Annotated in this window: 24 protein-coding genes and 1 pseudogene; 16 read left to right on the forward strand and 9 right to left on the reverse strand. The window is 70.7% G+C overall.

Annotated features, from left to right (window positions below):
• The first annotated feature begins 124 nt into the window (after positions 1 to 124).
• From fmdA to K1T34_RS10565, 3 genes are all read left to right on the forward strand, one after another.
• Positions 125 to 1378, forward strand: coding sequence for a formamidase (gene fmdA / locus K1T34_RS10555; RefSeq protein ID WP_220244093.1), 1254 nt, complete (start codon positions 125 to 127; stop codon positions 1376 to 1378).
• A gap of 95 nt (positions 1379 to 1473) precedes the next feature.
• A complete protein-coding gene (locus K1T34_RS10560; RefSeq protein ID WP_220244094.1) occupies positions 1474 to 2634 on the forward strand; it encodes an urea transporter in 1161 nt (386 codons plus the stop codon).
• Between the two features lie 31 nt (positions 2635 to 2665).
• A complete protein-coding gene (locus K1T34_RS10565) occupies positions 2666 to 3823 on the forward strand; it encodes an NAD-dependent formate dehydrogenase (protein WP_220244095.1) in 1158 nt (385 codons plus the stop codon).
• Positions 3824 to 3845: 22 nt separating this feature from the next.
• Here K1T34_RS10565 and K1T34_RS10570 read toward each other — a convergent pair whose 3' ends face one another.
• Positions 3846 to 4682 carry a helix-turn-helix domain-containing protein gene (locus K1T34_RS10570; protein ID WP_220244096.1) on the reverse strand — a complete coding sequence of 279 codons (837 nt, stop codon included), beginning with the start codon at positions 4680 to 4682 and terminating at the stop codon, positions 3846 to 3848.
• A 103-nt stretch (positions 4683 to 4785) separates the two neighbouring features.
• On the opposite strand from K1T34_RS10570, the gene K1T34_RS10575 reads away from it, so the two are divergent.
• The 3 genes from K1T34_RS10575 to K1T34_RS10585 all read left to right on the forward strand — a co-directional run bounded on the left by K1T34_RS10575 (position 4786) and on the right by K1T34_RS10585 (position 8377).
• Positions 4786 to 5373 carry an NADPH-dependent FMN reductase gene (locus K1T34_RS10575; RefSeq protein ID WP_220244097.1) on the forward strand — a complete coding sequence of 196 codons (588 nt, stop codon included), beginning with the start codon at positions 4786 to 4788 and terminating at the stop codon, positions 5371 to 5373.
• Between the two features lie 66 nt (positions 5374 to 5439).
• Positions 5440 to 6963 carry an ATP-dependent DNA ligase gene (locus tag K1T34_RS10580; RefSeq protein WP_220244098.1) on the forward strand — a complete coding sequence of 508 codons (1524 nt, stop codon included), beginning with the start codon at positions 5440 to 5442 and terminating at the stop codon, positions 6961 to 6963.
• A 124-nt stretch (positions 6964 to 7087) separates the two neighbouring features.
• On the forward strand, positions 7088 to 8377 hold the full coding sequence (locus tag K1T34_RS10585) for a S8 family serine peptidase (protein WP_255638437.1): 1290 nt from the start codon (positions 7088 to 7090) through the stop codon (positions 8375 to 8377).
• A gap of 72 nt (positions 8378 to 8449) precedes the next feature.
• Here K1T34_RS10585 and K1T34_RS10590 read toward each other — a convergent pair whose 3' ends face one another.
• Complete coding sequence (locus K1T34_RS10590; RefSeq protein ID WP_220244099.1) at positions 8450 to 9508, reverse strand: iron-containing alcohol dehydrogenase; 1059 nt, start codon at positions 9506 to 9508, stop codon at positions 8450 to 8452.
• The gene (locus K1T34_RS10595; protein ID WP_220244100.1) at positions 9492 to 10064 is read right to left on the reverse strand and encodes a VOC family protein; all 573 of its coding nucleotides are present in this window, start codon (positions 10062 to 10064) and stop codon (positions 9492 to 9494) included. The genes K1T34_RS10590 and K1T34_RS10595 overlap by 17 nt, the downstream gene beginning before the upstream one ends.
• A gap of 127 nt (positions 10065 to 10191) precedes the next feature.
• Here K1T34_RS10595 and K1T34_RS10600 point away from each other — a divergent pair, with 127 nt between their 5' ends.
• Positions 10192 to 10659: a MarR family winged helix-turn-helix transcriptional regulator gene (locus tag K1T34_RS10600; RefSeq protein WP_220244101.1), complete on the forward strand. Its 468-nt coding sequence runs from the start codon at positions 10192 to 10194 to the stop codon at positions 10657 to 10659.
• A gap of 69 nt (positions 10660 to 10728) precedes the next feature.
• A complete protein-coding gene (locus K1T34_RS10605; protein WP_220244102.1) occupies positions 10729 to 11376 on the forward strand; it encodes a Pr6Pr family membrane protein in 648 nt (215 codons plus the stop codon).
• Here the strand turns inward: K1T34_RS10605 and K1T34_RS10610 are convergent.
• A pseudogene (locus tag K1T34_RS10610) lies at positions 11336 to 12265 on the reverse strand (hypothetical protein). The gene K1T34_RS10605 and the pseudogene K1T34_RS10610 sit on opposite strands and share 41 nt — an antisense overlap.
• Before the next feature lie 107 nt (positions 12266 to 12372).
• On the opposite strand from K1T34_RS10610, the gene K1T34_RS10615 reads away from it, so the two are divergent.
• The gene (locus tag K1T34_RS10615; protein ID WP_220244103.1) at positions 12373 to 12996 is read left to right on the forward strand and encodes an MBL fold metallo-hydrolase; all 624 of its coding nucleotides are present in this window, start codon (positions 12373 to 12375) and stop codon (positions 12994 to 12996) included.
• A 184-nt stretch (positions 12997 to 13180) separates the two neighbouring features.
• On the opposite strand, the gene K1T34_RS10620 is transcribed toward K1T34_RS10615, so the two are convergent.
• Entirely contained in the window at positions 13181 to 13948 is a 768-nt protein-coding gene (locus K1T34_RS10620; RefSeq protein WP_220244104.1) for a helix-turn-helix domain-containing protein, read from the reverse strand.
• Positions 13949 to 14020: 72 nt separating this feature from the next.
• Between K1T34_RS10620 and K1T34_RS10625 the strand changes: the two genes are divergently transcribed.
• Positions 14021 to 14749, forward strand: coding sequence for an SDR family NAD(P)-dependent oxidoreductase (locus tag K1T34_RS10625; protein WP_220244105.1), 729 nt, complete (start codon positions 14021 to 14023; stop codon positions 14747 to 14749).
• Between the two features lie 2 nt (positions 14750 to 14751).
• Here the strand turns inward: K1T34_RS10625 and K1T34_RS10630 are convergent, their stop codons facing one another.
• The gene (locus K1T34_RS10630) at positions 14752 to 15267 is read right to left on the reverse strand and encodes a hypothetical protein (RefSeq protein WP_220244106.1); all 516 of its coding nucleotides are present in this window, start codon (positions 15265 to 15267) and stop codon (positions 14752 to 14754) included.
• 9 nt (positions 15268 to 15276) lie between these two features.
• Here K1T34_RS10630 and K1T34_RS10635 point away from each other — a divergent pair, with 9 nt between their 5' ends.
• Both K1T34_RS10635 and K1T34_RS10640 read left to right on the forward strand, forming a co-directional pair.
• Positions 15277 to 15423, forward strand: a complete 147-nt coding sequence (locus K1T34_RS10635; RefSeq protein WP_220244107.1) for a hypothetical protein — start codon at positions 15277 to 15279, stop codon at positions 15421 to 15423.
• 112 nt (positions 15424 to 15535) lie between these two features.
• A complete protein-coding gene (locus tag K1T34_RS10640; RefSeq protein ID WP_220244108.1) occupies positions 15536 to 15934 on the forward strand; it encodes a molybdopterin-binding protein in 399 nt (132 codons plus the stop codon).
• Between the two features lie 25 nt (positions 15935 to 15959).
• Here the strand turns inward: K1T34_RS10640 and K1T34_RS10645 are convergent, their stop codons facing one another.
• On the reverse strand, positions 15960 to 16745 hold the full coding sequence (locus tag K1T34_RS10645; protein WP_220244109.1) for a sulfite exporter TauE/SafE family protein: 786 nt from the start codon (positions 16743 to 16745) through the stop codon (positions 15960 to 15962).
• Positions 16746 to 16933: 188 nt separating this feature from the next.
• Between K1T34_RS10645 and K1T34_RS10650 the strand changes: the two genes are divergently transcribed.
• From K1T34_RS10650 to K1T34_RS10660, 3 genes are read left to right on the forward strand one after another with little or no spacing between them, the layout of a single operon-like run.
• On the forward strand, positions 16934 to 17953 hold the full coding sequence (locus tag K1T34_RS10650; RefSeq protein WP_220244110.1) for an extracellular solute-binding protein: 1020 nt from the start codon (positions 16934 to 16936) through the stop codon (positions 17951 to 17953).
• Positions 17954 to 18787, forward strand: a complete 834-nt coding sequence (locus K1T34_RS10655; RefSeq protein ID WP_220244111.1) for an ABC transporter permease — start codon at positions 17954 to 17956, stop codon at positions 18785 to 18787.
• 3 nt (positions 18788 to 18790) lie between these two features.
• Positions 18791 to 19846, forward strand: a complete 1056-nt coding sequence (locus K1T34_RS10660) for an ABC transporter ATP-binding protein (RefSeq protein WP_220244112.1) — start codon at positions 18791 to 18793, stop codon at positions 19844 to 19846.
• Between the two features lie 104 nt (positions 19847 to 19950).
• Here the strand turns inward: K1T34_RS10660 and K1T34_RS10665 are convergent, their stop codons facing one another.
• Entirely contained in the window at positions 19951 to 20418 is a 468-nt protein-coding gene (locus tag K1T34_RS10665; protein ID WP_220244113.1) for a DUF309 domain-containing protein, read from the reverse strand.
• A gap of 67 nt (positions 20419 to 20485) precedes the next feature.
• Between K1T34_RS10665 and K1T34_RS10670 the strand changes: the two genes are divergently transcribed.
• The gene (locus K1T34_RS10670) at positions 20486 to 21925 is read left to right on the forward strand and encodes a GuaB1 family IMP dehydrogenase-related protein (protein ID WP_220244114.1); all 1440 of its coding nucleotides are present in this window, start codon (positions 20486 to 20488) and stop codon (positions 21923 to 21925) included.
• A gap of 51 nt (positions 21926 to 21976) precedes the next feature.
• On the opposite strand, the gene K1T34_RS10675 is transcribed toward K1T34_RS10670, so the two are convergent.
• Positions 21977 to 23263: a PhoH family protein gene (locus tag K1T34_RS10675; protein ID WP_220247107.1), complete on the reverse strand. Its 1287-nt coding sequence runs from the start codon at positions 23261 to 23263 to the stop codon at positions 21977 to 21979.
• Positions 23264 to 23727: the final 464 nt, after the last annotated feature.

Consider the following 23727-nt stretch of genomic DNA (forward strand, 5'->3'; position numbering starts at 1 on the left):
CCGGCGAAGAACAATTTGCGGCTGATGCCCGGAGTGCTCTGCGGAGCCGCCACGCTCGGCGTTGCGGAGGCGCACAGCACGCACATTGCCGGGTCGGTCACCCACCAAGCTGTCGGGAGATACCATGCCGCAAGTTGTTTTCTCACTCGATTCCTCAAAGAAATTCACTGAACAAGCAATTGTCGGCCACAACCGGTGGCACGGGGATATTCCCGCCCAGGTTCAGGTCAAGCCAGGAGACTCGTTCCGCGTCCACTGCCGCGAATGGTTCGACGGCGCGATCCACAACGACGATTCTGCCGCAGACGTGCTGAACGCGCCGCTGCCCAGTGTGCACGTGCTCAGCGGGCCGATCGCGGTCGAGGGCGCACAGCCGGGCGACCTCCTCATCGTCGACATCCTCGACGTCGGCCCGATCCCGCAGGAGGACTCGGGACCGCTCGCCGGCCAGGGCTGGGGCTACACCGGTGTCTTCGCCACCAAGAACGGCGGCGGCTTCCTCACGGAGTGGTTCCCCGACGCGTACAAGGTGATCTGGGACTTCATGGGCGGGGTCGCCACCTCGCGGCACGTCCCGGGGGTCTCGTACACCGGCATCGTGCACCCGGGCCTGATGGGCACGGCTCCTTCCGGTGCGCTGCTCGCCAAGTGGAATGCGCGCGAACAGGCGCTGATCGACACCGACCCGGACCGGGTGCCACCGCTGGCGCTGCCCCCGCTGCCGGATTCCGCGATCCTCGGCAGCCTCACCGGCGCCGACTTCGACCGGGTCGCGGCGGAGGCCGCACGCACCGCGCCGCCGCGGGAGAACGGCGGGAACCAGGACATCAAGAACTTCACCAAGGGAACCCGGGTGTTCTACCCCGTCTTCGTCGACGGCGCGAAACTCTCGATGGGCGACCTGCACTTCTCGCAGGGCGACGGCGAGATCACCTTCTGCGGCGCCATCGAGATGGGCGGGTTCATGGACCTGCACGTCGACCTGATCAAGGGCGGGATGGAGACCTACGGCGTCTCCGAGAACGCGATCTTCATGCCCGGCAACGTCGACCCGCAGTACAGCCAGTGGCTCGCGTTCTCCGGCACCTCGGTCACGCTCGACGGGGTCCAGCACTACCTCGACTCGCACCTGTCGTACCAGCGGGCCTGCCTGCACGCCATCGACTACCTGCAGAAGTTCGGCTACAGCGCGATCCAGGCGTACATGATCCTTGGCTCCGCGCCGATCGAGGGCAGGCTCTCGGGCGTGGTCGACATCCCGAACTCGTGCTCCACCGTGTATCTGCCCACTGCGATCTTCGACATCGACGTGCGTCCTTCGGCTTCCGGCCCGGCGCAGGTCGAACAGGGAATGAGCGTGCCGACGGCGAGTTTCTGACGCCTGCACCGGCTCGGTGACCGGGCGGGAGGCGGCCTGTCTCCCGCCCGGTCCGGCACGTCGAGAAAGCACCCCACCCGCCGGAGGAGGCGGTCATGACCACTGCACCACCTGAACGCGGCCACCACGGGCCGTGGCGATGGATCAACGGCACCATGCCCGAGGTCGACGAACGGGCGCTGAAGGTGCCCGTAGTCGGGTTCGTCGAGTACTGCCTGCGCGGGATCGGGCAGGTGGTGTTCATGAACAGCCCGATCACGGGCGCCTTCATCCTGCTGGCCGCTTGGCTCCAGGAGCCGTGGCTCGGATTCGGCGCCACAGTGGGGGTACTGGCCTCGACCCTCGCCGCACTGGCACTGGGGTTCGACCGAGACGCGATCCACGCGGGTCTCTACGGGTTCAACGGCGTGCTCGTCGGGCTCGGACTCGCCTTGTTCCTCTCACCGCAGTGGGACGGGATCGTGATTCTGTGGATCATCCTGCTGAGCGCGGCATCGTCGATCCTGATGGCAGCACTCGCGGCCGCGTTCGGCGGCGCGTGGGGCGTGCCCCCCTTCACGCTGGCCTTCAACATCATCACTCTGCTGTTCCTGATCACCGCACTGCACATCACGCGCGGGCGGCTCAGCGACGCGATCGCCCCGGCTGCACCCGAGGTGAACGGGCCCGCTGTGCGGACGTCACTCCGGGCGAGCGCCGACGCGGTCGGCAACACCGACGTGGTGGCCGTGATCAACGCGATCTTCCGCGGCATCGGCCAGCTGTTCTTCTGCAACAGCCTCCTCGCCGGTGTGCTGATCATCGTCGGCATCGCGTTCTGCTCCCGGATCGCCGCCATCTTCGCGCTGGTCGGCTCGGCCGTCGGGATGCTGACCGGCATGGCCCTCGGTGCCGACGGCGTGCTGATCTACAACGGCCTGTGGGGCTTCAACTCGTTCGACGCCGCGCTGGCGATCGCCGGCGTGTTCTACGTGCTGACCTGGCGCTCGGCGATACTCGGTGTGCTGTGTGCGATCTTCACCGCCTTGCTCTTCGGCGGCATCGCCTCGATCTTCGTGCCGTGGGGCCTGCCCGCACTCACCCTGCCGTTCGTCTTCGGGACGCTCACGTTCGTGCTGCTGAAGAACACGTCGAAGTACTTCGAGTGGGTGCCACCCTCGGAGGTCGTCACCCCTGAGGAACACCTGCGGCGCGCGCACCGCGAACACGCCATGGCGGCTTCCGGTAACCCGCAGCGGCAAACCGACACCGCATGACTTGTCCGGTCACTCAACCGAAGGGACTCTCGTGGCGAAAGTACTTTGTGTGCTCTACGACGACCCGGTCGACGGCTACCCGAGCTCGTATGCGCGGGACGGGGTTCCCCGTGTCGACCGCTATCCGGACGGCCAGACCACCCCGAGTCCGAGCGCGCTCGACTTCACCCCGGGAGAGCTACTCGGGAGTGTGTCCGGGGCGCTCGGGCTGCGCCGCTTCCTGGAGGCCGCCGGCCACGAGCTGGTGGTGACCTCCGACAAGGAGGGGCCCGACTCGGTGTTCGAGCGGGAGCTCCCGGACGCGGAAGTGGTGATCTCGCAACCGTTCTGGCCGGCATACCTGACCGCTGAACGCATCGCGAAGGCGCCGAAGCTGAAGCTCGCGATCACAGCGGGGATCGGCTCGGACCATGTCGACCTCGCCGCCGCGATCGAACACGGGATCACCGTCGCGGAGGTCACGTACTCCAACAGCGTCAGCGTGTCCGAACACGTCGTGATGATGATCCTTTCCTTGGTGCGCAACTACCTTCCGGCGCACCAGTGGGTGCTCGACGGCGGGTGGAACATCGCGGACTGCGTCGCCCGCTCCTACGATCTCGAGGCGATGAACGTCGGCACCGTTGCCGCGGGCCGGATCGGGACCGCGGTGCTGCGCCGGCTGAAGCCGTTCGACGTCCGGTTGCATTACACCGACCGGCACCGGCTCCCGGCGGAGGTCGAGGCGGAGTTGGACGTCACCTACCACCCGGACGCCCAGTCGCTGGTGCGGGTGTGCGACGTCGTCACGATCAACGCTCCGTTGCACCCCGAAACCGAGAACATGTTCGACGACGCCCTGATCGGCCAGATGAAACGGGGCGCCTACCTGGTCAACACGGCGCGGGGAAAGATCTGCGACCGGGACGCGGTCGTGCGGGCCCTGGAATCGGGTCAGCTGGCCGGGTATGCCGGCGACGTGTGGTTCCCGCAGCCCGCGCCACAGGACCACCCGTGGCGGACGATGCCGCACCACGGCATGACCCCGCACACGTCCGGCACCTCGCTGTCGGCGCAAGCCAGGTATGCCGCCGGGGCGCGGGAGATCCTCGAGTGCTACTTCGCGGGCCACCCGATCCGCGACGAGTACCTGATCGTCGAAGGAGGCAGCCTGGCCGGGACCGGCAAGCATTCCTACAGCTCGAAGTGACTGCCCTTCCTGCCTGGATGTTTCAGGAGATGACCCGGAGCCGCCCTGGTGGCCGGAGGCGGAGTTCCGCGACGACCCGAGCCGTTTCTTCGTCGTCCGGCAGGAAGACGACCAGCTGCTGCGCGTCCTCCGCGAGTTCCAGGGTCTCCCTGTTCAGCCGCAACGAACGTCCGCCCGGGTGGTTCAGCCGCAGAACTCCACGTCGTGGCACGACGGTCGAGTTCAGCCGGCTGGTGAACTCCGGACCGGCGACGGGCGCGAGTTCCGCCGTGAGCCACTCCGAGTTCTCGACCGCGGGGCCCAGCCACAGGTCGAACGCCCGCTCGTCCGCGACCTCGGCCCAGTCGGCGAAGAACGCGCGGGCACGGGGGTCGGTGAAGACGTAGCGGGTGAGGTTCGGGGCCTCGGCGTCGAGCAGTCCCGTTCCGCTCGTCACCGCGGCGAAGCCGCTGGTGTGGGCGAGGATGTCGCCCAGCCGGTTGGTGACCGCGGCGATGCCGGGTTCGAGCAGCCGGAGCGTCTGGAGGACCTGGGCACGCACATCCCACCGCACGGGTGCGGGCCGGACGTGGGCCGTGCACTCCCCGCCGGTGATCTTCGTGAGGTAGCGCAGGTGGGTGCGCTCGGCGGCGGCCAGGCTGAGCGCGTCGGCGAGGGCGTTCACCACCGACACGGACGGGTTGCGGTCGCGGCCCTGCTCGATTCGCGTGAGGTATTCGACGCTGATGCCGGCCCGCGCGGCGAGGTCGGACCGCCGCAGGCCGGGCGAGCGGCGACGGCCGTGCGAAGGCAGGCCCAGCGTGTCCGGCTGGGTGCTGTCGCGCTTGGCCCGGATGAAGTCCCCCAGCGGCGTCCCCATGTCACCGAGCATAAGCCGATCCGGGCGTGCTCAGCGTGGCCGTACGGGGGCCAGCCTGAGCGCGGTCTGGTTGCCGGCCCTGCTGAACCCCACGGTGGTGACCATGGCGAACAAACTAGTGATCATCGTCGGCAGTGTCCGCGACGGCCGGTTCGGCCCCACCGTCGCCTCATGGGTGGCCGAGCAGGCCCGGGAACACGGCGGGTTCGAGGTCGAGGTCGTCGACCTGGCGGACGTCGAGATCCCGCTGTCGCTGCCCGAGGCATCCCCCAAGTACGCCGGCGACAGCTACCCGCGCCCCGCCAGGATGGCGACGCTGACGGCGGCACTGGAGAGCGCGGCCGCGTTCATCGTGGTCACCCCGGAGTACAACCACAGCTATCCGGCGTCGCTCAAGGCGGCCATCGACTGGCACTTCTCGCAGTGGACGGCCAAACCCGTCGCGTTCGTGAGCTACGGCGGCGCGGCCGGCGGGCGGCACGCGGTGCTCCACCTGGAGAACGTGCTGACCGAGCTGCACGCGGTGACGATTCGCGACGGCCTCACTTTCCCGAACTACTTCACCGCATGGGAGGCCGGCCTGCCGCTCGACCCGCAGGCCCCTGCGTACGCGAAGACGATGCTCGACCAGCTGGCCTGGTGGGCGGGCGCGCTGCGGACGGCGCGCGAGGCCGAGCCGTACCCCACCTGAGGGTGTTTTCCCAGTTCAGGACCATTTCACCGGGAAACTGTCGGTGCCTCGGGTCATGATGGTCGGGTGCTGCTCACCCAGATCGTCACCGCGTCCGCCGAGCTGGCGGCCACCCGGTCGAGGAAGGCGAAGATCGCCACCCTCGCCGCGGTGCTGCGCGCCGCCGAGACGACCGAGCTGCCGGCCGTGATCGCGTACCTCACGGGGCAGACGGCGCAGGACCGGCTGGGCGCGGGGTGGCGCACGCTCGCGGAGCTGGCCGTCGAGCCGGCCCCGGAGCCGAGCGTTGAGGTGCGGGAGGTCGACGAGGCGCTCACGGAGGTCGCGGCGGCTTCGGGGGCAGGGTCGGTGAAGCGGCGCGCGGAGGTGCTCACGGCGTTGTTCAAGCGGCTCACTCGAGGCGAGCAGGAGTTTCTCTTCCGGCTGGTCACCGGAGAGCTGCGGCAGGGGGCGCTGGAGGGCGTGATGGTCGACGCCGTCGCCGCGGCGGCCGAGGTCGGCGCCGCGGACGTGCGGCGGGCGTTCATGTTGTCCGGCAAGCTTTCCGTCACCGGCTATGCGGCGATGACCGGCGGCGCGGCGCGGCTGGCCGAGTTCCGGCTCACGCTGGGGCGCCCGATCAAGCCGATGCTCGCGTCGCCCGCGGAATCGCTCGACGAGGCGGTGGCGGAACACGAGCACGCGATCGTCGAGTACAAAATGGACGGTGCGCGAATCCAGGTGCACCGCTCCGGCGAGGAAGTGCGCGTCTACACGCGCACGTTGCGGGAGATCACGTCAAGCGTCTCCGAGCTGGTGGACCTGGTGCGGGCGCTGCCGTGCGAGTCGGTGGTGCTCGACGGAGAGACGCTCGCGCTCACCGACGACGGCCGGCCGAGGCCGTTCCAGGAGACGATGAGCCGCTTCGGCAGCACGCGGGAGGAACAGGTGCGGGCGCTGCTGCTGCGGCCGTACTTCTTCGACTGCCTGCACCTCGACGGCGTGGACCTGCTCGACGCGCCGCTGTCGGAACGCAACGCGGCGCTGCGGAAGGTCGCGGGCGAGCACGTGATCCCCGGCGAGGTGGAGCCGGCCGACGCCGCGGCAGTGCTCGACGCGGCGATGGCGGGCGGCCACGAGGGCGTGATGGTGAAGGACCTGGCGTCGCCGTACGCGGCGGGGCGCCGAGGCCGGGCGTGGCTGAAAGTGAAGCCGGCGCACACCATCGACCTGGTCGTGCTCGCGGTGGAGTGGGGGCACGGGCGGCGCACGGGCACGCTGTCCAACCTGCACCTCGGCGCGCGCGACCCGGACGGTGGGCCGCCGATCATGGTGGGCAAGACGTTCAAGGGCATGACCGACGAGCTGCTGGCGTGGCAGACGAAGCGGTTCCAGGAGATCGAGACCCACCGCGACAGCTACACCGTGTACGTGCGGCCCGAGGTGGTCGTGGAGATCGAGCTCGACGGGGCGCAGATCAGCACGCGGTATCCCGGCGGGCTGGCGCTGCGGTTCGCGCGTGTGGTGCGGTACCGGCCGGACAAGGAAGCTGCCGACGCCGACACGATCGACACCGTGCGCGGCCTGCTGCGGGGTGATCGGGCCGAATGACATCCGGACACCACCGGCCAATTCGCCCGGCCGAGGCCGAAAGGCCAGACGAAAGTCGATGTTGTGCCCTCCGGCGATGCATGAGAGTGGGCTGTACCGCATCGCTCACCACTGGGGAGACGACATGACTTTTCGGGTTCGGTCCGCCGTCCGGCCGATGACCTTGCTCGCGGGTGTCGCGCTGGCCGTCACGGCCGTCGCGGCTCCGGCCGGCGCGGCCACGAACGCGCCGGCTCCCGCGCTGCACCACTTCTCGGCGGCGGCGAAGTCGTTCATCGGCGCGCGCACGGTGGCCGACCGCGTCGCGAAGCTCGACGCCGCGATGTCCGCGCTGCCCAGGGAAAGCGTCGCGTACAACGCCACGAAGCTGTGGAACCAGGGCATCACGGGAGCGGGCGCCACCGTCACCACGCTGGTGTCGTTCGGCGACGACCAGGTGAAGCAGGTGCTCGACGAGTACTCCCAGCGCCACGGTCTGCCGCCGGCCAACGTCGAGGTGCTCCAGCCGTCGGGCTCGGTCCCGGCGTGCACCGACCCGGGCGTCGACACGGCGACTTGCGAGTCCTGGGGCGGCGAGACCGACCTCGACGTCACGATGATGCACGCGATGGCGCCCAACACGAAGATCATCGTCGCCGCGACGCCGGTCGCCGAGACGCAGGGCTTCACCGGGCTGCCCGAGATGATGAACGCCGTCGACTACCTCACGAAGCACAAGCTCACCGACGTGATCTCGATGAGCTTCGGCACCACGGAGGAGAACTTCCCGTCGTTCCAGTCCATCAAGACGCTCGACCCGGCGCTGGAACGCGCGAGCAAGGCGGGCATCACGATGGTCGCCTCCTCGGGTGACGACGGCCCGACCGGCGGCTTCCTGCAGGGCCCGGGCAACTACCCGTACCGCGTGGCGAGCTGGCCGGCCAGCGACCCGCGCGTGACCACCCTCGGCGGCACGCAGCTGCACCTCGACTCCACCGGCACCCGCACGAAGCCGGACGACCTGGTGAACGTGGCCGACAACGGCTTCGGCGAAGGCGCGGGCCTGTCGAAGGCCTACGCGCGCCCGGCGTGGCAGGACAGCGTCAAGAAGATCACCGGCAGCAAGATGCGCTCGTTCCCGGACATCAGCATGGAAGGCGTGCAGGGCACTTCGCAGTCGGCGCCGCTGTTCGCCGGCGTGCTCGCCCTGGCGGTGCAGGCCAACCACGGCAAGCTCGGCCAGATCAACCCCGCCCTCTACGAAAAGCTCGGCCCGAAGGGCGCCAAGGCCGGCATCGTCGACGTCACCACCGGCGACAACAGCCAGGACGGCGTCGAGGGCTTCACCGCCACCCCCGGCTTCGACATCGCCAGCGGCTGGGGCACGGTCGACGCCTCGGTCTTCGTCCCCGCCTTGGTGAAGGCGCTTCGCTGACGCGACCCTGAACAACCACGACGAAGGGCGCGGCCTACGGGCCGCGCCCTTCGTCGTGCTTGCCGAGGCAATTCAGCAACCCGCGACCAGCCGCTCGAAAACCTCCGCCTCGGCCCGATCCGCAGCCACGGACAACTCCCCCAGCATCAGCCGAAGCTCCGCACCGCCAAGGCCCAACTCACCCGCAACCCGCCGTGGGTCGACCTCCGCGGTCAGCCCCATCGTCACCGTGAGCTCGGCCACCGCCTGTTCGGCCGGCACCCCGGGTCGCAGCTCCGCCAGCGCCGCGCGCGCCCCGGCGGCGGCCTCGCCGTACGCCCGCAGCACGAGCGGAAGAAACAGCGCGTGCAAACGGCCGTACCCGAGCCCGTGCCGCGTGGACACCAGGTCGCACACCCGGTGCACCACACCGGCCCGGCCCAGCTCGTGCAGTGCGTGGCCCGCCAGGGCGGCGCCGGCCAGCGCGTCTTGGCACGTCGCGAGGTCACCGGCCGCGAGCGGGGCGAGGCTGCTCCACAGCAGAAGCAGACCTTCGCGAGCCGACGCCAGCGCTTCCTCGCTCGCGGGACGGCACAGGACCTCCAGGCAGTGTGCGACGGCGGTGATGCCACTGCTCGCCACCACCTCGCGGGGCAGCCCCGCGACGAGGTCGGGGTCGTAGAGCACCGCGCGGGGCAGTGCGTGGCCGGACGTCCCCGTTTCCTTGCCGCGGGCGGTGGTGACGAAGTAGCGCGATGTGCGCTCCGCGCCGGAGAAGGTGGTCGGGACCGCGATCAGCGGCAGCCGCAGCGCGAGCGAAACGATCTTGCCCAGCCCGATCGCCGAGCCGCCGCCGATGGCCAGGACCGCGTCGGCGTGCGTTTCCTGCGCCGAGCCGACGGCGAGGTTGGCCTGGTGGGCCGGCACGTGCGCGGGCACGTCCGACCACCGGCCGAGGTAGCGCCCGCCGAGCAGACCCGGCAGCCGGGCGACGACCGGGTCCGCCGACCGGGAGGCCACCGCGAGCACGCGGTGACAACCCAGGGCGTCGGCGACCTCCGGGAGTTCTCGCAGGGATCCGCTGCCCCACACCAGGTTCTGCTCGGGCGCGGCGTCCCGGGACCGGCGGACGGGGTCAGCGGGCCGCGCCACCGTGGCCGTCCGGCGTGTACTGCAGCAGGTGCTGTCCGTAGACGTCCGAGCCGATCGCGGCCAGCGCCGCCGGCACCGGTTCGGGGTCCTGCAGGAAGGGCTGCGCGACGTCGCACGGGTGCTGCCACGTGGCGAACTCCAGGGCGATCTTGTTCACCGGGTCCTCGAAGTAGATCGAGTGACAGAACCCGTGGTCGAGTTCACTGTTGACCTTGATCCCGTTCTCCTCCAGCACCGATTTCGCGTGCTGCAGTTCACCCTCGGAAGGCACCGTGATCGCGAGGTGGTTTCCCGCCCCGAGCAACGAGTTGTCCGCGGCGATCTCGACGTCCTTGAACTCGAAGAACGCGATCGTGTCCTGCTCGCTGATGCGGAAGAAATAATGCCTGCTGCCGGCGAGATTCCCCGGCACCGCACCGGGGAACGGGTCCGGGTCCGGCAATTGCAGCGTCACGACAATGGGAAACCCGAGCACCCCATTGTAGAACTTCACGGTTTCTTCCATGTCATTGGTCACGAAAGCCATGTGGTGACACCCGGTCGTCCGAATCCCCATGACGATTCCTCTCACTGTTCCCGGCAATGCGAGAATGACAGTACGCGCAATCTTGTTTCCACGTCAACGAGATTACCGCAAAGGACCCTGACGGCCCAACGCGCGCACGCTCGGTTACGGTGGGTACGTGACCGCGACGCACGGGGAACGCCCGGTGCCCCACCTCTCGGAGGACGAGCTGCTCGCCTGGCGCGGGCTGCTCGAACTGGAAGCACGCGTGCTCGGCGTACTCGACGCCGAACTGCGCGCGGACCACGACCTGTCGGTCGCCGAGTTCGACACGCTCTACCAGCTGTGGCTCCAGCCCGGCGGCCGGTGCCGCATGAAGGATCTCGCGGAGAAACTGCTGGTCAGCCGAGGCGGGGTGACCAAGCTGATCAACCGGCTCCGCAGCCGCGGCCTCGTGGCCCGCGTGTCGCAGCCCGGTCAGCAAGCCGTCGACGCGCAGCTGACCGAGACCGGCGAGGCGCTCCTCGCCACGGCGATGGACACCCACTTCGACGGCGTCCGCCGGCTCGTGACCTCCCGGCTGTCCGCCGCGGAGCTGCACACCCTCCGCACGGTCACGGAACGCCTGCGCGAGCCGCCCGCCTGAGCACCCCGACGGGGTGACACCGGGTCGTTTCGGCTGGGTCCGAGCAGGCCGGAACCGTAATCTCACCGCATGCCACCGACGCGACTGACCCGGATCTGGTTCGGGGTGACGGCCCTCGTTGTGCTGATCGGCCTCGTCACACAGGGCTTCGTGAGCGCCGGAACACCAGGCCGCTACGCCTCGGCGGGCGCGCGCGTCGCCAACATGTTCGCGTACTTCACCATCGAATCGAACGTGCTGGTGCTGCTGGCTTCCGTCGCGTTCGTGGCCGGCGCGCGGGCCAACGGGCTGCTGCGCGTGCTGTGGCTCGACGCACTGGTCGGCATCGCGGTGACCGGCGTCGTCTACCACGTCGCGCTGTCGGGGCTGCTCGATCTGAGCGGCGCGGCCCTGTTCGCCGACGTCATGCTGCACACCGTGTCGCCGATCATCGCGGTGCTCGGGTTCCTCGTCGCGTCGCCGCGCATCCTGCGGTGGCGCACGGTCGCGTGGTCAGCGTGCTGGCCCCTGGCGTGGCTGGCGTTCACGCTGGTCCGTGGCGCGCAGGGCGGCTTCTACCCGTACCCGTTCGTCGACGCCGCCGAGCTCGGTTACGGCCGTGTGGCCGTGAACTGCGTGCTCATCGCCGTGCTGTTCGTCGCGCTGGCGAGCGTCGCGAAGGTCCTCGACGGCTGGCTCACGCACGCACCCGCCGAAACGCGTTCAGCGGATCGTTGATCCCCGTGTGCACCAGCGCGCGCCACGCGCCGCGGCTGCGATCCGCCGGTTTGCCCGCGGCCAAGCGGTGCAGCTGCTGCGTGTGCCACTGGACTTCGAGCAGGCTGTCGGCCAGGCGGATCCCGGTGTGCGGGCACAGCCGTTCCGCGCGCGCGTCGTCGCCGGCGAGCAACCGCGCCGGCAGATCCGGGTCGACGGTCAGCGGCCGGCCCAGCCCGATCACGTCCAAGGCCCCTGACTGCAACGCTTCGGCCATCCCGGCGGGCGTGGTGAAGCCGCCGGTGACCATCAGCGCGACGTCGCTCACCTGCCGCGCTTTGGCCGCGTAGTCGAGGAAGTACGCCTCGCGCCGCGCGGTGCTCTCGCGACCGCAGCCCATCATCACGGCTTTTTCGTAGGTACCGCCCGAAATCTCGAGCAGGTCGATGCCCGCGTCGCTCAGCGCGCGGACCACACGCAGCGACTCGTCCTCGTCGAAGCCGCCGCGCTGGAAGTCGGCGCTGTTGAGCTTCACCGACACGGGCACGCCGTCGCCGACCGCCGCGCGCACGCGGCGCACGAGCTCCAGCAGGAAGCGGCTGCGGTCGCGGCCCCACTCGTCGTCGCGAAGGTTCGTGAGCGGGGAGAGGAACTACGAGATCAGGTAACCGTGGGCGCCGTGCAGTTGCACGCCGGTGAACCCGGCGTCGACGAAAGTCCGCGCAGCCAACGCGAAGCGGTCCACGATCGTCTCGATCTCGTCGCCGGTCAGCTCGGCGAGCTCGCGCGTCGGGGCGTTGCGCCGGTCGCCGAGCTGCTCACTCAGCGCCGATTTCCCCAGGCGGTGCGGCAACACGGCGCCGCAGCGCAGTTTGAGGGGTTCGGCCAGCAGATCCCGAGCGGCGGTCATGGGCGCTCCCGTCTTCGCGGCTAACTTACCGGCAGTAAGTCTACCCGAAAGTAGATACCGGCGGTATGTCAGCTGGACGGGCGCGTGGGCACTAGGGTCTGCAGACCATGACGGCGATAGTGCAGAACCTGGTCACGTCGGGCGTGTTCGAGCTCGACGGCGGCAGCTGGGAAGTGGACAACAACGTGTGGATCGTCGGCGACGACTCGGAGGTGATCGTGATCGACGCGGCGCACAACGCCGACGCGATCGCGGACGTGGTCGGGGATCGCGCGCTGCGCGCCATCGTCTGCACCCACGCCCACAACGACCACGTCAACGCCGCGCCCGCACTCGCCGAGCGCACCGGCGCGCCGATCCTGCTGCACCCGGCCGACCGCGTCGTCTGGAACCTGACGCACCCGGACCGCGCCCCGGACGGCGACCTCGCCGACGGCCAGACCATCACCGTCGCCGGCACCGACCTCAAGGTGATCCACACGCCGGGCCACGCCCCCGGCGCCGTCTGCCTCCACGCCCCGGAGCTGTCCGTCCTCTTCACGGGCGACACCCTGTTCCACGGCGGTCCCGGCGCCACCGGACGGTCCTATTCGGACTACCCCACCATCGTCAAGTCCATCCGCGAACGCCTTTTCTCCCTCCCGGACGCCACTTCCGTCCGCACCGGCCACGGCGAGGGCACGACGATCGGCGAGGAGAAGGCGGCGTCGAAGGACTGGCCGGAAAGCTAAACCGCGCGCGCAGGCCCGGCGCGCTGGGTACCTGGCGCCTCAACGACCGCTCGATGGCGGGCGGGCCGGCCGGAAAACCATGCCAACCGCGAGGGCGCCGGGCCGAACGGACCGCCCGGCTCGGCGTGGCAGTCGGCTCCGCCAACTCCTAGCCCGGCGACAACTCACGGCCACCGGCCGAAAGCTAAGCCAGCCGGGCCAACGCGTGGGCAGAACGGCTGCCCGGTTCGGCGTGGTAGATCAGCACATCCCACTCCCCGCCCGGCACCGTCAGCACCTGCCGCCCCAACGACAACTCGCCCACCACCGGGTGGCGGAAAACCTTGCGCGGCGCGGCGTTCGTGCGCACGTCGTGGCGAGGCCACAAGCGGGCGAAGTCCTGGCTGGCGGCCAGCAGCTCGGCAACGAGAGCGTCCAGCGCCGGATCGCGCAATGCCGTCCGAGCACGGAGCATCGCCGTCACGTTGAGGGCCATCGTGGCCCAATCCGGATGCAGCGAACGCACCGAGGGGTCGAGGAAAAACGCGCGGGCGAGATTCGTGCCCGGCCGGTACATCGGCGCCAGCGCGACGGCGAGCGGGCTGGCGGCGAGCACGTCCATCCGCCGTCCCCACGCGAGCGCCGGCGCGCCACCGAGCTCGACCAGCTCGCGCACGCCCGCCGGCAGCTCCCCGCCGGTGATCCGGGGTGGCGAAGCGAGCCGGTGGAGGTGGGCGGCGCCGTCGTCGCCCAGGTGGAGCGCGCGGGCCAGCGCGTCGAGCACCTGGGGCGACGGGTGCCGGTCGCGGCCCTGCTCGAGGCGCACGTAGTAGTCCACGCTCACGCCCGCCACCGCGGCCAGCTCCTCGCGCCGCAGGCCCGGCACGCGTCTCGGGCCGTCGTCGGGCAGGCCGACGTCGGCGGGGCTGACCAGCGCCCGCCGGGCGCGCAGGAACTCGCCGATGGCGTTCATCTGCCCAGGTTAACCGTGGGTGGCCCTGTCGCGGCCTGGTGACGGTCGAGCCCTGCGACGACGCTGGCAGTCATGATCACAGCCCTCGTGAGCGGCGCCAACAAGGGTCTGGGCCGCGAAATCGCCCGCGGTCTGGCCCGCCGGGGCGCCACCGTCCTGCTCGGCAGCCGCGACCTCGCCCTCGGCGAGAAGACCGCCGCCGAACTCCACGCCGAAGGCCTGGCCGTGACGCCGGTCCGGCTCGACGTGACGTCCGCAGCGGACATCGACGACGTCGCCCGCCACCTCGAAACCCGCCACGGCAAGCTCGACGTCCTCGTCAACAACGCCGGCGCCCGCTTCTCCGTCGAACCCGCCGAGCTGACCGCGGACCACCTTCGCCGCGCCTACGAAACGAACCTCTTCAGCGTCGCCGCCGTCACCCACCGGATGCTGGGCCTCCTGCGAGCCGCGGAAGCTCCGCACGTGGTCAACGTCGCCAGCACCTCCGCTTCACTCGCCCTCACCACCGCCGAGGGCTCGCAGTTCGCGGCCGCGACGGACACCATCGCCTACTCGTCGTCGAAAACCGCGCTCGTCATGCTCACCATCCGCTACGCGACCACCTTCCGCGCCGACCCCGCGTATGCGCACTTGCGCGTCAACGCCGTCACCCCCGGCTTCATCGCCTCCGACCTCAACGGCCACACCGGCCCCCGCACCGCCGAACAGGGCGCGCGCGTGGTCCTCGACCTGGTCGCGCAGGGCGCCGCGGCGCCGACCGGGGCGTTCCTCAACGAGGACGGCCCCGTGCCCTGGTGATCTCAGGACGTGTGCCGCCGGGCGACCGCCGCGAAGGCCTCGATCGCGTGGTCGAGGTCGCTGGCCGCGGCGGCGACCGGCGGAGGCAGCACAGGCCGGTTGAACGCACCGCCGGCGTCGAGCTCGAAGCGGGTGTGGTGCAGCAGCATGTCCTTGTGCCGCAGCTTGCGGGCCTGGGCGACGAGGTCGTCGGGACCGCTCATCACGAGCAGGCCGTAGAAAGCCCGCATCTGCGCCCGCGCCGTGTAGTACGCGTCCTCGTACTCGGCTTCGCGCGCGACGTCGCCTTCGTCGGCCTCGCCCAGCTTCTGCCGCCGGTGGATCACGTTGAGGTCGACCACGTGCTGGCGCGCCCGCGTCGCGGCCTCGATCAACCCCGCACAACGGTCGGCGCGGTCCTGCAGCAACCGCGCGCGCCGGGCCGCGCGCAGCTTCACCGGCTCCACGAAAGCCCCCAGCGTCACGCCCGCCAGCGACGCGACGGCCGCGATGATCGCGACACCCACAGCGGTCAGCACGGCAGCAGTGTGCCGGCCGGCACCGACAGGAGTCAGCCGATCAGCCGCGGCGCCACCGGGTCGGCCCGCGCGCGCGTGGTCCTCGACCTGGTCGCTCAGGGCGCCGCGGCGCCGACCGGGACGTTCTTCAACGAGGACGGCCCCGTGCCGTGGTGACCTCAGGACGTGTGCCGCCGGGCTCGTAAACCCACCCCGTTTCGGGCGGCGCGATGGCTCTCTGTCGCTTCGGAAATTCCGTGTCGTGGAGTCACCCGTTTATGCTGCCGAGGTGTCGCAGTACCGGATCTCCGAGGCAGCGAGGCTGCTCGGCGTCAGCGATGACACCATCCGGCGCCACATCGACGCCGGAACGCTCACCGCGACCAAGGACAAAGTCAACCGGTCCGTGATCGACGGTGCGGAACTAGCCGAGTTCGCTCGCCTCCAGGGCGAGTCCGCGCCTGATCCGACCTCGGTGGGGAGCTCGGCGCGTAACCGCATGGTCGGGCTGGTCACGTCGATCGTCGCCGACAAGGTCATGGCCCAGGTCGAGATACAGTGCGGCCGCGACCGCGTGGTCTCCCTGATGAGCACGGAGGCGGTCAAGGAACTCGGCCTCGAACCCGGGTCGCCGGCCGTCGCGGTGATCAAAGCGACCACCGTTGTGGTCGAAACGCCGAACGCCTGATCAGCTGCGCACCTCACCCGTCGGATCAGGCGAGCGTGGCTTCGATGACGTAGAGCGCGCCGATGCTCATGGCGAGGATGCCGAGCAGGAGGCGGAGCCCGGTTTCGGGTAACCGGGACTGCAGGCGGGTGCCGAGATAGCCGCCGAGCAACCCGCCGAGCCCGCAGGCCAAGCCGACGAGCCAGTCGGGTGCGATGTCGCCGGTCGAGGTCGTCGCGAGCACGGCGAACGAGGCGGCGCCGACGAGCGAGGTGACGAAGGTCGATGCGAGTGCGGCCGGGGCGGCGGTGGTGACGGGGACTCCGCGGCTGACCAGGATCGGGCTGAGCAGCGAGCCGCCGCCGATCCCGTAGATCCCGCCCACGATGCCGACCACGAGCGCCAGAGCGACGGTCGCGCGCGGCGACGGTGGCGTGTCGGAGCGGTGCGGGCGAGGGTGCAGCGTGCGGACGCAGATCCACAGGCCGAGGGGCAGGAGGAAGGCCGCGGCCAGGAGGCGGAACACCTGCGGACCAGGCACCGCGAACACGCGGATGACGGCTCCGATCACAACGCCGGGCACGGTGCCGGCCAGCAGCAGGCGCGTCAGCCTGCCGCGGAGATGCACGCTCCGGCGGTGCCGGACGAGGGCTCCTGGGCCGGCGACGACGTTGAACAGCAGGTTCGTCGGGGTGACGGCCGGGTTGGGGACGCCGAGGATGCTTACCTGCACGGGAAGGAGGAATACCGCGCCGGACACGCCGGCGGGAGTGGTCACCGTCGAGATGATCAGGCCCGCGACGAACGCGAGCACCTCCGTTGACCAGCTCACTGCTGCCCTTCCTGTCGTCGCGACCGCAACAGCTTGCGGCAGAGGCAGTCCACCAGGCACCTGGGGATGGCCGCCGAGCGTGGCCGTCGCGGGTGTCCTGATTGTGGTGGGTGAGCTGTTCGGCGCTGTCGTCCATACCTCACAGTCGGTAGCCTTGCCTACTCTGCGACGCGGCAGGAGGTAGCACGATGCGACGGGGCTTCGGGCTCAGAGCGCTGGCAATCGGTGCGGTGGCGGCAGTGGTGGCAGCGTGTGGGTCGTCGCCCCCGCCGCAATCGGCTCCGGCGAGCGGGTCCGCTGTTCCGGTCACCGGCACGTTGATCGTGAACGGGGCGGGCACGTTGGCCAAGCCGTTCGCGGCGATGATCGCGGCGTTCAAGGCGCAGAACCCGGGCGTGACGGTGCAGTCGCGCTTCGCCGGGAGCGTCGAGGTGGTGCGGGGCATCACCGAGCTGCACAACCCGGTCGACGTGCTGGGCGTGGCGGACTACTCGCTGATCCCATCGAAGATGTACGGCACGAACGGTGGCACGCAGTTCGCGAACTGGTACGTCGGGTTCGCCTCGAACCGCATCACCTTCGCCTACACCGATCAGAGCAAAGGGGCGGCCGATCTCACGGCGGACAACTGGTACCAGGTGCTCGCGCAGCCGGGGGTGAAAGTCGGCCGGTCCAATCCGGACACTGACCCGTCGGGCTACCAGACGTTGCAGATGCTCGCGCTGGCGCAGACCTACTACCACCAGCCGAACCTGTCGGCCGGGGTGCTGGCGAACTCTCCGCCGGAGACCATGGTCGGCACCGAGACGCAGCTGCTGCCCGCGGTGTCCTCCGGGCAGATCGACTACCTCGGGATCTACCGCTCCGACGCCTTGCAGCACCACCTGAAATTCCTGGACCTGCCCGCACAGATCGACCTGTCCGACCCCGCGCTGGCCGCGACGTACGCGACGGTCAGCGTGCCGACGTCGTCCGGGCCGCGGACGGGCAAGCCGATCGTGTACGCGCTGACCGTGCCGACCAACGCGCCGAACTCCGCGGCGGGGCAGAGGTTCGTCGAGTTCGTGCTCTCCCCGGCGGGGCAGAAGATCATGAGCGACAACGGGTTCTCCGTGGTCAACCCGGCGGTCGCGGGAGTCGCGAACGGCGCGCAGCTGCCCGCGTCGGTGCAGCCGCAGACAGTTCCGGCGAAGCTGCCCGGGGGCTGAATGAGCGACACGGCCGACCGCGTGGTGCCCCGGCGGGTGCACGGGCTGTTCCCCGCACTGCTGTGGGTCGCCAGTGGGCTGCTGCTCGGGTTCATCCTGCTGCCCGTGCTCGGCCTGGTCACCGCCACCTCGCCCGGCGGCCTCCGAGACGCCGCGGCCAGCGACGAGATCCGCGACGCCCTGTTGCTGAGCGTCCAGGACGCCGCGATCACCGCGGTGATCGCCACGGTGCTCGGTGTCCCGCTGGCCTACCTGCTCGCGAAGCGGCGATTCCCCGGGCACGCACTCGTCCAGGCGATCGTGGACCTGCCGCTGGCCGTCCCGCACACCGTCGCCGGGATCTCCCTACTGTTCGTGTTCGGCCGCACGGGCTGGCTCGGCGCCCCGCTGCAGGCCGCAGGCTTGTCCTTCTACGGCACGCAGGCCGGGATCATCGTGGCGATGCTGTTCGTCAGCGCGCCATTCGCCGTCAACAGCGCACGCGTCGCGTTCGAAGCCCTGGACCCGAACGTGGAACGCGCCGCGCGGAGCCTGGGCGCCTCGGCCGGGCAGACGTTCCGGCGAGTCAGCCTCCCGCTGGCCTGGCGCGGAGTCCTGACCGGCGCGGTGCTCGTGTACGCCCGCTCGATCAGCGAGTTCGGCGCCGTCGTCATCCTCGCCTACTACCCGGCCACCGCCCCCGTGACGATCTACAACCTGTTCCTCTCCTCGGGCCTCGCCGAATCCGCGTCGGCCGCGGTGCTGCTCCTGCTCGTCGCCCTGGCCACGTTCCTCGTGCTGCGCACCCTCGCCTCGGGCTGGCTCGTCGCGGGGAACACCCGCGCGCGGCGGTGACACGTGCTCATCGTGTCCGACCTGCGCACCGAGGCGGGATCATTCCGGCTGGGCCCGGTGGACCTCACCGTGTCCCCGGGCCGCGTCCTGGTCGTGCTCGGCCCCTCCGGCGCGGGCAAGAGCATGCTGCTCGACACCATCGCCGGATTCCGCACCCCCGGACGCGGCCGCGTGCTCCTTGACGGCCAGGACATCACCGGTCGGCCCGCCGACCAGCGCCGGATCGGCGTGGTGTTCCAAGACGCGGCCCTGTTCCCGCACCTGTCCGTTCGCGCCAACGTCGGCTTCGCGCCCGCCTTACTCGGCCACCGGCGCAACCCCGAAGTCGACGAGCTGCTCGACCGGTTCGGCATCACGCACCTCTCCCACCGAGCGCCACGCTCGCTCAGCGGCGGCGAACGGCAACGAGTCGCACTGGCCCGCGCCCTCGCCGCCCGACCGGCCGCCCTGCTCCTGGACGAACCCCTCTCGGCACTCGACCAACCCGTCCGCGAAGAGCTGCGCGAAGTGCTCCGGGCGACACTGCGGGACCTGGCCGTGCCCGCCATCCACGTCACCCACGACCGCGACGAAGCACTCCGCCTCGCCGACGACCTGGCCATCCTCAACGCCGGCGCCCTCCGCCAGACCGGCCCCACCGACGAGCTCACCCGCCACCCCACCGACACGGTCACCGCCCGCCTGCTCGGCTGGGCGGAACTCGGCCCCGCGGCCCGCGGCCCTGACGGCCTGCGCGTCGGCGACCTGCCGATCGACCCCGCGGTCCGCTACGGCGCCGCGACGCCGGGAACGGTGTTCTACCGACCGGAGGAAGTCCTCATCGGTGGTCCGGACCGGATCTCGTCCCCCGCGCTGCGGGTGCGAACCCAGGTCGTCGAGGTCGTACGCACGCTCCCGCTCGCCCGGGTCCTGCTCGCCACCACACCACCCCTGACCGCACTCGTGTTGCACCGTGACCTCGAGGGGCTCGATGGGCTCGACGGCGAGGTGGAGGTCACCGTGCCCCAGCACGCGCTGCGCGTCATCGAGCCCGGCACACCACTCCTTCTGCCTGGGTGAGCGCACTTCTCTCGCGTTGCAGGATCGCTGCTCCGCCGCGACGGCCGCGATGATCGCGGCACCTACGGCGGTCAGCACGGTTTGCCGGCCGGCACCGACAGGAATCAGCTGATCAGCCGCGGCGCCGCCGGTTCGGCCCGCACGCGCGCCTTCGCCTCGCGGGCCAGCTCGCGAGCCCACTCCTGCAAGCCGGGGACGTCGATCCCGTGCGGCGGAGCGGCCGCGAACGGCTCGAGGTTCGCCGCACCGCGCTCCAGCAACGCGACGGCGCCCGCGCCGTTGCCGCGCAGGGCGTGGGTCAGGCCGACGGCCAGCTGCGCCAGGCCGCGCCAGAGCTCGCGTTCGGGGCCGTTCGTGGCCTTCCACGCGTCCTCGAAGACCTCGTGGGCGTGGAACGGACGGCCCTCGTCGAGGAGCAGCTGGGCTTCGGTGAGCGTGTCGCCGGGGGTGCGGACCACGCCTTCCGGCTGGCGGGCGACGCCGTCGGCGCCGTACGGCAGCGGCCGGCCGAGGCCGTCGCGCGGGCGGGCGTTGCGCGCTCGGCCCGATTCGTCGCGGTCACGGCCGTTCATAACGGCATTGTTCCACGGGTCACGCCGGGTTCGCGTCGGCGGCGTCAGGCACGTAGTCTGGGGACTCGTGCGCTTTCTCGACGGGCACGTGCCCCCTCATGACCTGACCTACGACGACGTGTTCCTGCTGCCGAACCGCTCGGACGTGGAGTCCCGCTTCGACGTCGACCTGTCCACTGTGGACGGCACCGGTGCGACGATCCCCGTGGTGGTGGCCAACATGACGGCCGTCGCCGGGCGGCGGATGGCCGAGACGGTGGCCCGCCGCGGCGGCTTGGTGGTGCTGCCGCAGGACGTGGACACGGAGGCGGTCGCCGAGATCGTCACGTGGGTGAAGAGCCGCCACACCGTGTGGGACACCCCGCTCGTGCTCACGGGCGGTGACGCCGTGGCAGACGCCCTCAACCTGGTCCACAAACGCGCCCACGGCGCCGTCGTGATCGTGGACGGCGAAGGCCGCCCCGTCGGCGTTGTCGACGAAGCCGCGTGCGCGGGCGTTGACCGCTTCGCGCGCCTGGCCGAGATCGCGGAGCCCGCGACCGTCGCCGTGCCGCTGGACACGCCGCCGCGCGAGGTCTTCGACCTGCTCCACACCCACGGCGGGCGCCTCGCGCTCGGCCTCGACGCCGAAGGCCGCCTCGCCGGCGTGCTGACCAGCGTCGGCGCGCTGCGTGCGGGCGTCTACACCCCCGCCACCGACGCCGGAGGCAAGCTGCGCGTGGCTGCCGCCATCGGCGTGAACGGCGACGTGGCTGCGAAGGCCGAGGCCGTGCTGGCCGCGGGCGTCGACGCGCTGGTCGTCGACACGGCCCACGGGCACCAGGAGAAGATGATCGCCGCACTGAAGGCCGTGCGCGCGATTTCGCCGAGCGTCCCGGTGGTGGCGGGCAACGTCGTCACCGCCGAGGGCACCCGCGACCTCATCCACGCGGGCGCGGACGTCGTGAAGGTCGGCGTCGGCCCGGGCGCGATGTGCACCACGCGCATGATGACCGGCGTCGGCCGGCCGCAGTTCTCCGCCGTCGCCGAGTGCGCCGCCGCCGCGCGCGAGCTGGGCAAGCACGTCTGGGCCGACGGCGGCGTCCGCCACCCGCGCGACGTCGCCCTGGCCCTCGCCGCGGGCGCCTCGGCCGCCATGGTGGGCTCCTGGTTCGCCGGCACCCACGAATCCCCGGGCGACCTGCGCTACGACGAGCAGGGCCGCCCGTACAAGGAGTCGTTCGGCATGGCGTCCAAGCGCGCTGTCGGCGCCCGCACCCGCACGGACAACGTCTTCGAGCGCGCCCGCAAGGCGTTGTTCGAAGAGGGCATCTCCACGTCGCGCATGGCCCTGGACCCCAACCGCCCCGGCGTGGAGGACCTGCTGGACTCCATCTGCTCGGGCGTCCGCTCCTCCTGCACCTACGCCGGCGCGCGCACGATGGAGGAATTCCACGAGCGCGCGTTGCTCGGAGTGCAGTCGGCTGCGGGGTTCGCGGAGGGTCGGCCGCTTCCTTCAGGCTGGTGACCCGTGGGTGTTGCGCCCGGTGACAACCGGACGCAACACCCACGGAGCAGATCAGCCGTGATCCTCCAGCATCTCCGTGACCAGCGCCGCAATCGGCGACCTCTCCGAGCGCGTCAGCGTGACGTGCGCGAACAACGGATGCCCCTTCAGCTTCTCGATCACCGCCGAGACGCCGTCGTGGCGGCCGACGCGGAGGTTGTCGCGCTGGGCGACGTCGTGGGTGAGGACCACGCGTGACGCGGTGCCGAGGCGGGAGAGCACCGTGAGGAGCACGTTGCGTTCCAGTGACTGCGCCTCGTCGACGATCACGAAGGAGTCGTGCAGCGAGCGGCCGCGGATGTGGGTCAGCGGGAGCACCTCGAGCATGCCGCGGTCGAAGACCTCGTCGAGCACGTCCTGGCTGACCAGCGCGCCGAGGGTGTCGAACACGGCCTGCGCCCAGGGCTGCATCTTCTCGCTCTCGGACCCGGGCAGGTAGCCGAGGTCCTGGCCGCCGACGGCGTAGACCGGGCGGAACACCACGACCTTGCGGTGCTGGCGGCGTTCCATCACCGACTCGAGGCCGGCGCACAGCGCGAGCGCCGACTTGCCGGTGCCCGCGCGTCCGCCGAGGGAGACGATGCCGACGTCCGAGTCGAGCAGCAGGTCGAGTGCCACGCGCTGCTCGGCGGAGCGGCCGTGCAGGCCGAACGCCTCGCGGTCGCCGCGCACCAGCCGCACGCGCTTGTCCGCCGTGACGCGGCCGAGGGCGCTGGAGCTGCCCGCGAGCAGCCGCAAGCCGGTGTGGCACGGGAACTCACCCACCTCGGGCAGGCCGTACTCGACCGGGTCGACGGTGCCGCCCGAGAAGAGGCTGTCGATCAGCTCCTGAGGGGCGTCCACGTCGGCCATGCCCGTCCAGCCCGACGGCGTGACCTCACCCGCGCGGTACTCGTCGGCGGCCAGACCCACGGCCCCCGCCTTGACCCGCAGCGGGATGTCCTTCGTCACCAGCGTGACCGACGGCCGTTCCACCGCGAGGTTGAGCGCGCACGCGAGGATGCGGTGGTCGTTGGAGTCGGTCCGGAAGCCCACGGGCAACACCGACGGATCGGTGTGGTTGAGCTCCACCTGCAGGGTGCCGCCCTCTTCGCCGATCGGGATCGGCGCGTCGAGCCGGCCGTGCTTGAGCCGCAGGTCGTCGAGCAACCTGAGCGACTCGCGGGCGAACCAGCCGAGCTCGGGGTGGTGGCGCTTCGCCTCCAGTTCACTGATGACGACCAGGGGCAGCACGACCGCGTGTTCGGCGAATCGCGTCACCGCCCACGGGTCGGAGAGCAGCACAGACGTGTCGAGCACGTAAGTGGACTGCCCGGATTCGGGCGAGATCGAGGCTTTCTCCGGGCCAGAGGCACCGGTCGAAGAACGGCCAGAGGCCTTGCGGGGTGAACGCTGCGCAGTCACGACGGCATCTCCCTCGAGGGCGTGTTGCACCCCACGCCCGCACTCGCTGGGCCGGGCACCTCCCTGGCTGGGTCCGCACTCCCTGACGTTGGCTACGTCAGCGCGCGCGGCCACGAGGGCCGGGTGCCGGCCCCCTCGTGCATCGTGTGGGCGGCTGTGCCGCCCCCTCGATCAACGCCACGACCAGGGCCTCCCGTGAGGGCCCGCACGGAACGCGTGCCCTCACTTCCGGAAGGTACCGACGGATCGCGGTTCGTGCAGGCAGCCACACAGGTGATTCGCTCATTCGTCACCTCACCGTAGGTCGTCCGACATCAACACCCCGTCACTGTCACGCTGCGTCACCAAGCCAGCAATCG

This window comes from Amycolatopsis sp. DSM 110486, from assembly GCF_019468465.1.
Classification (GTDB): Bacteria; Actinomycetota; Actinomycetes; order Mycobacteriales; family Pseudonocardiaceae; genus Amycolatopsis.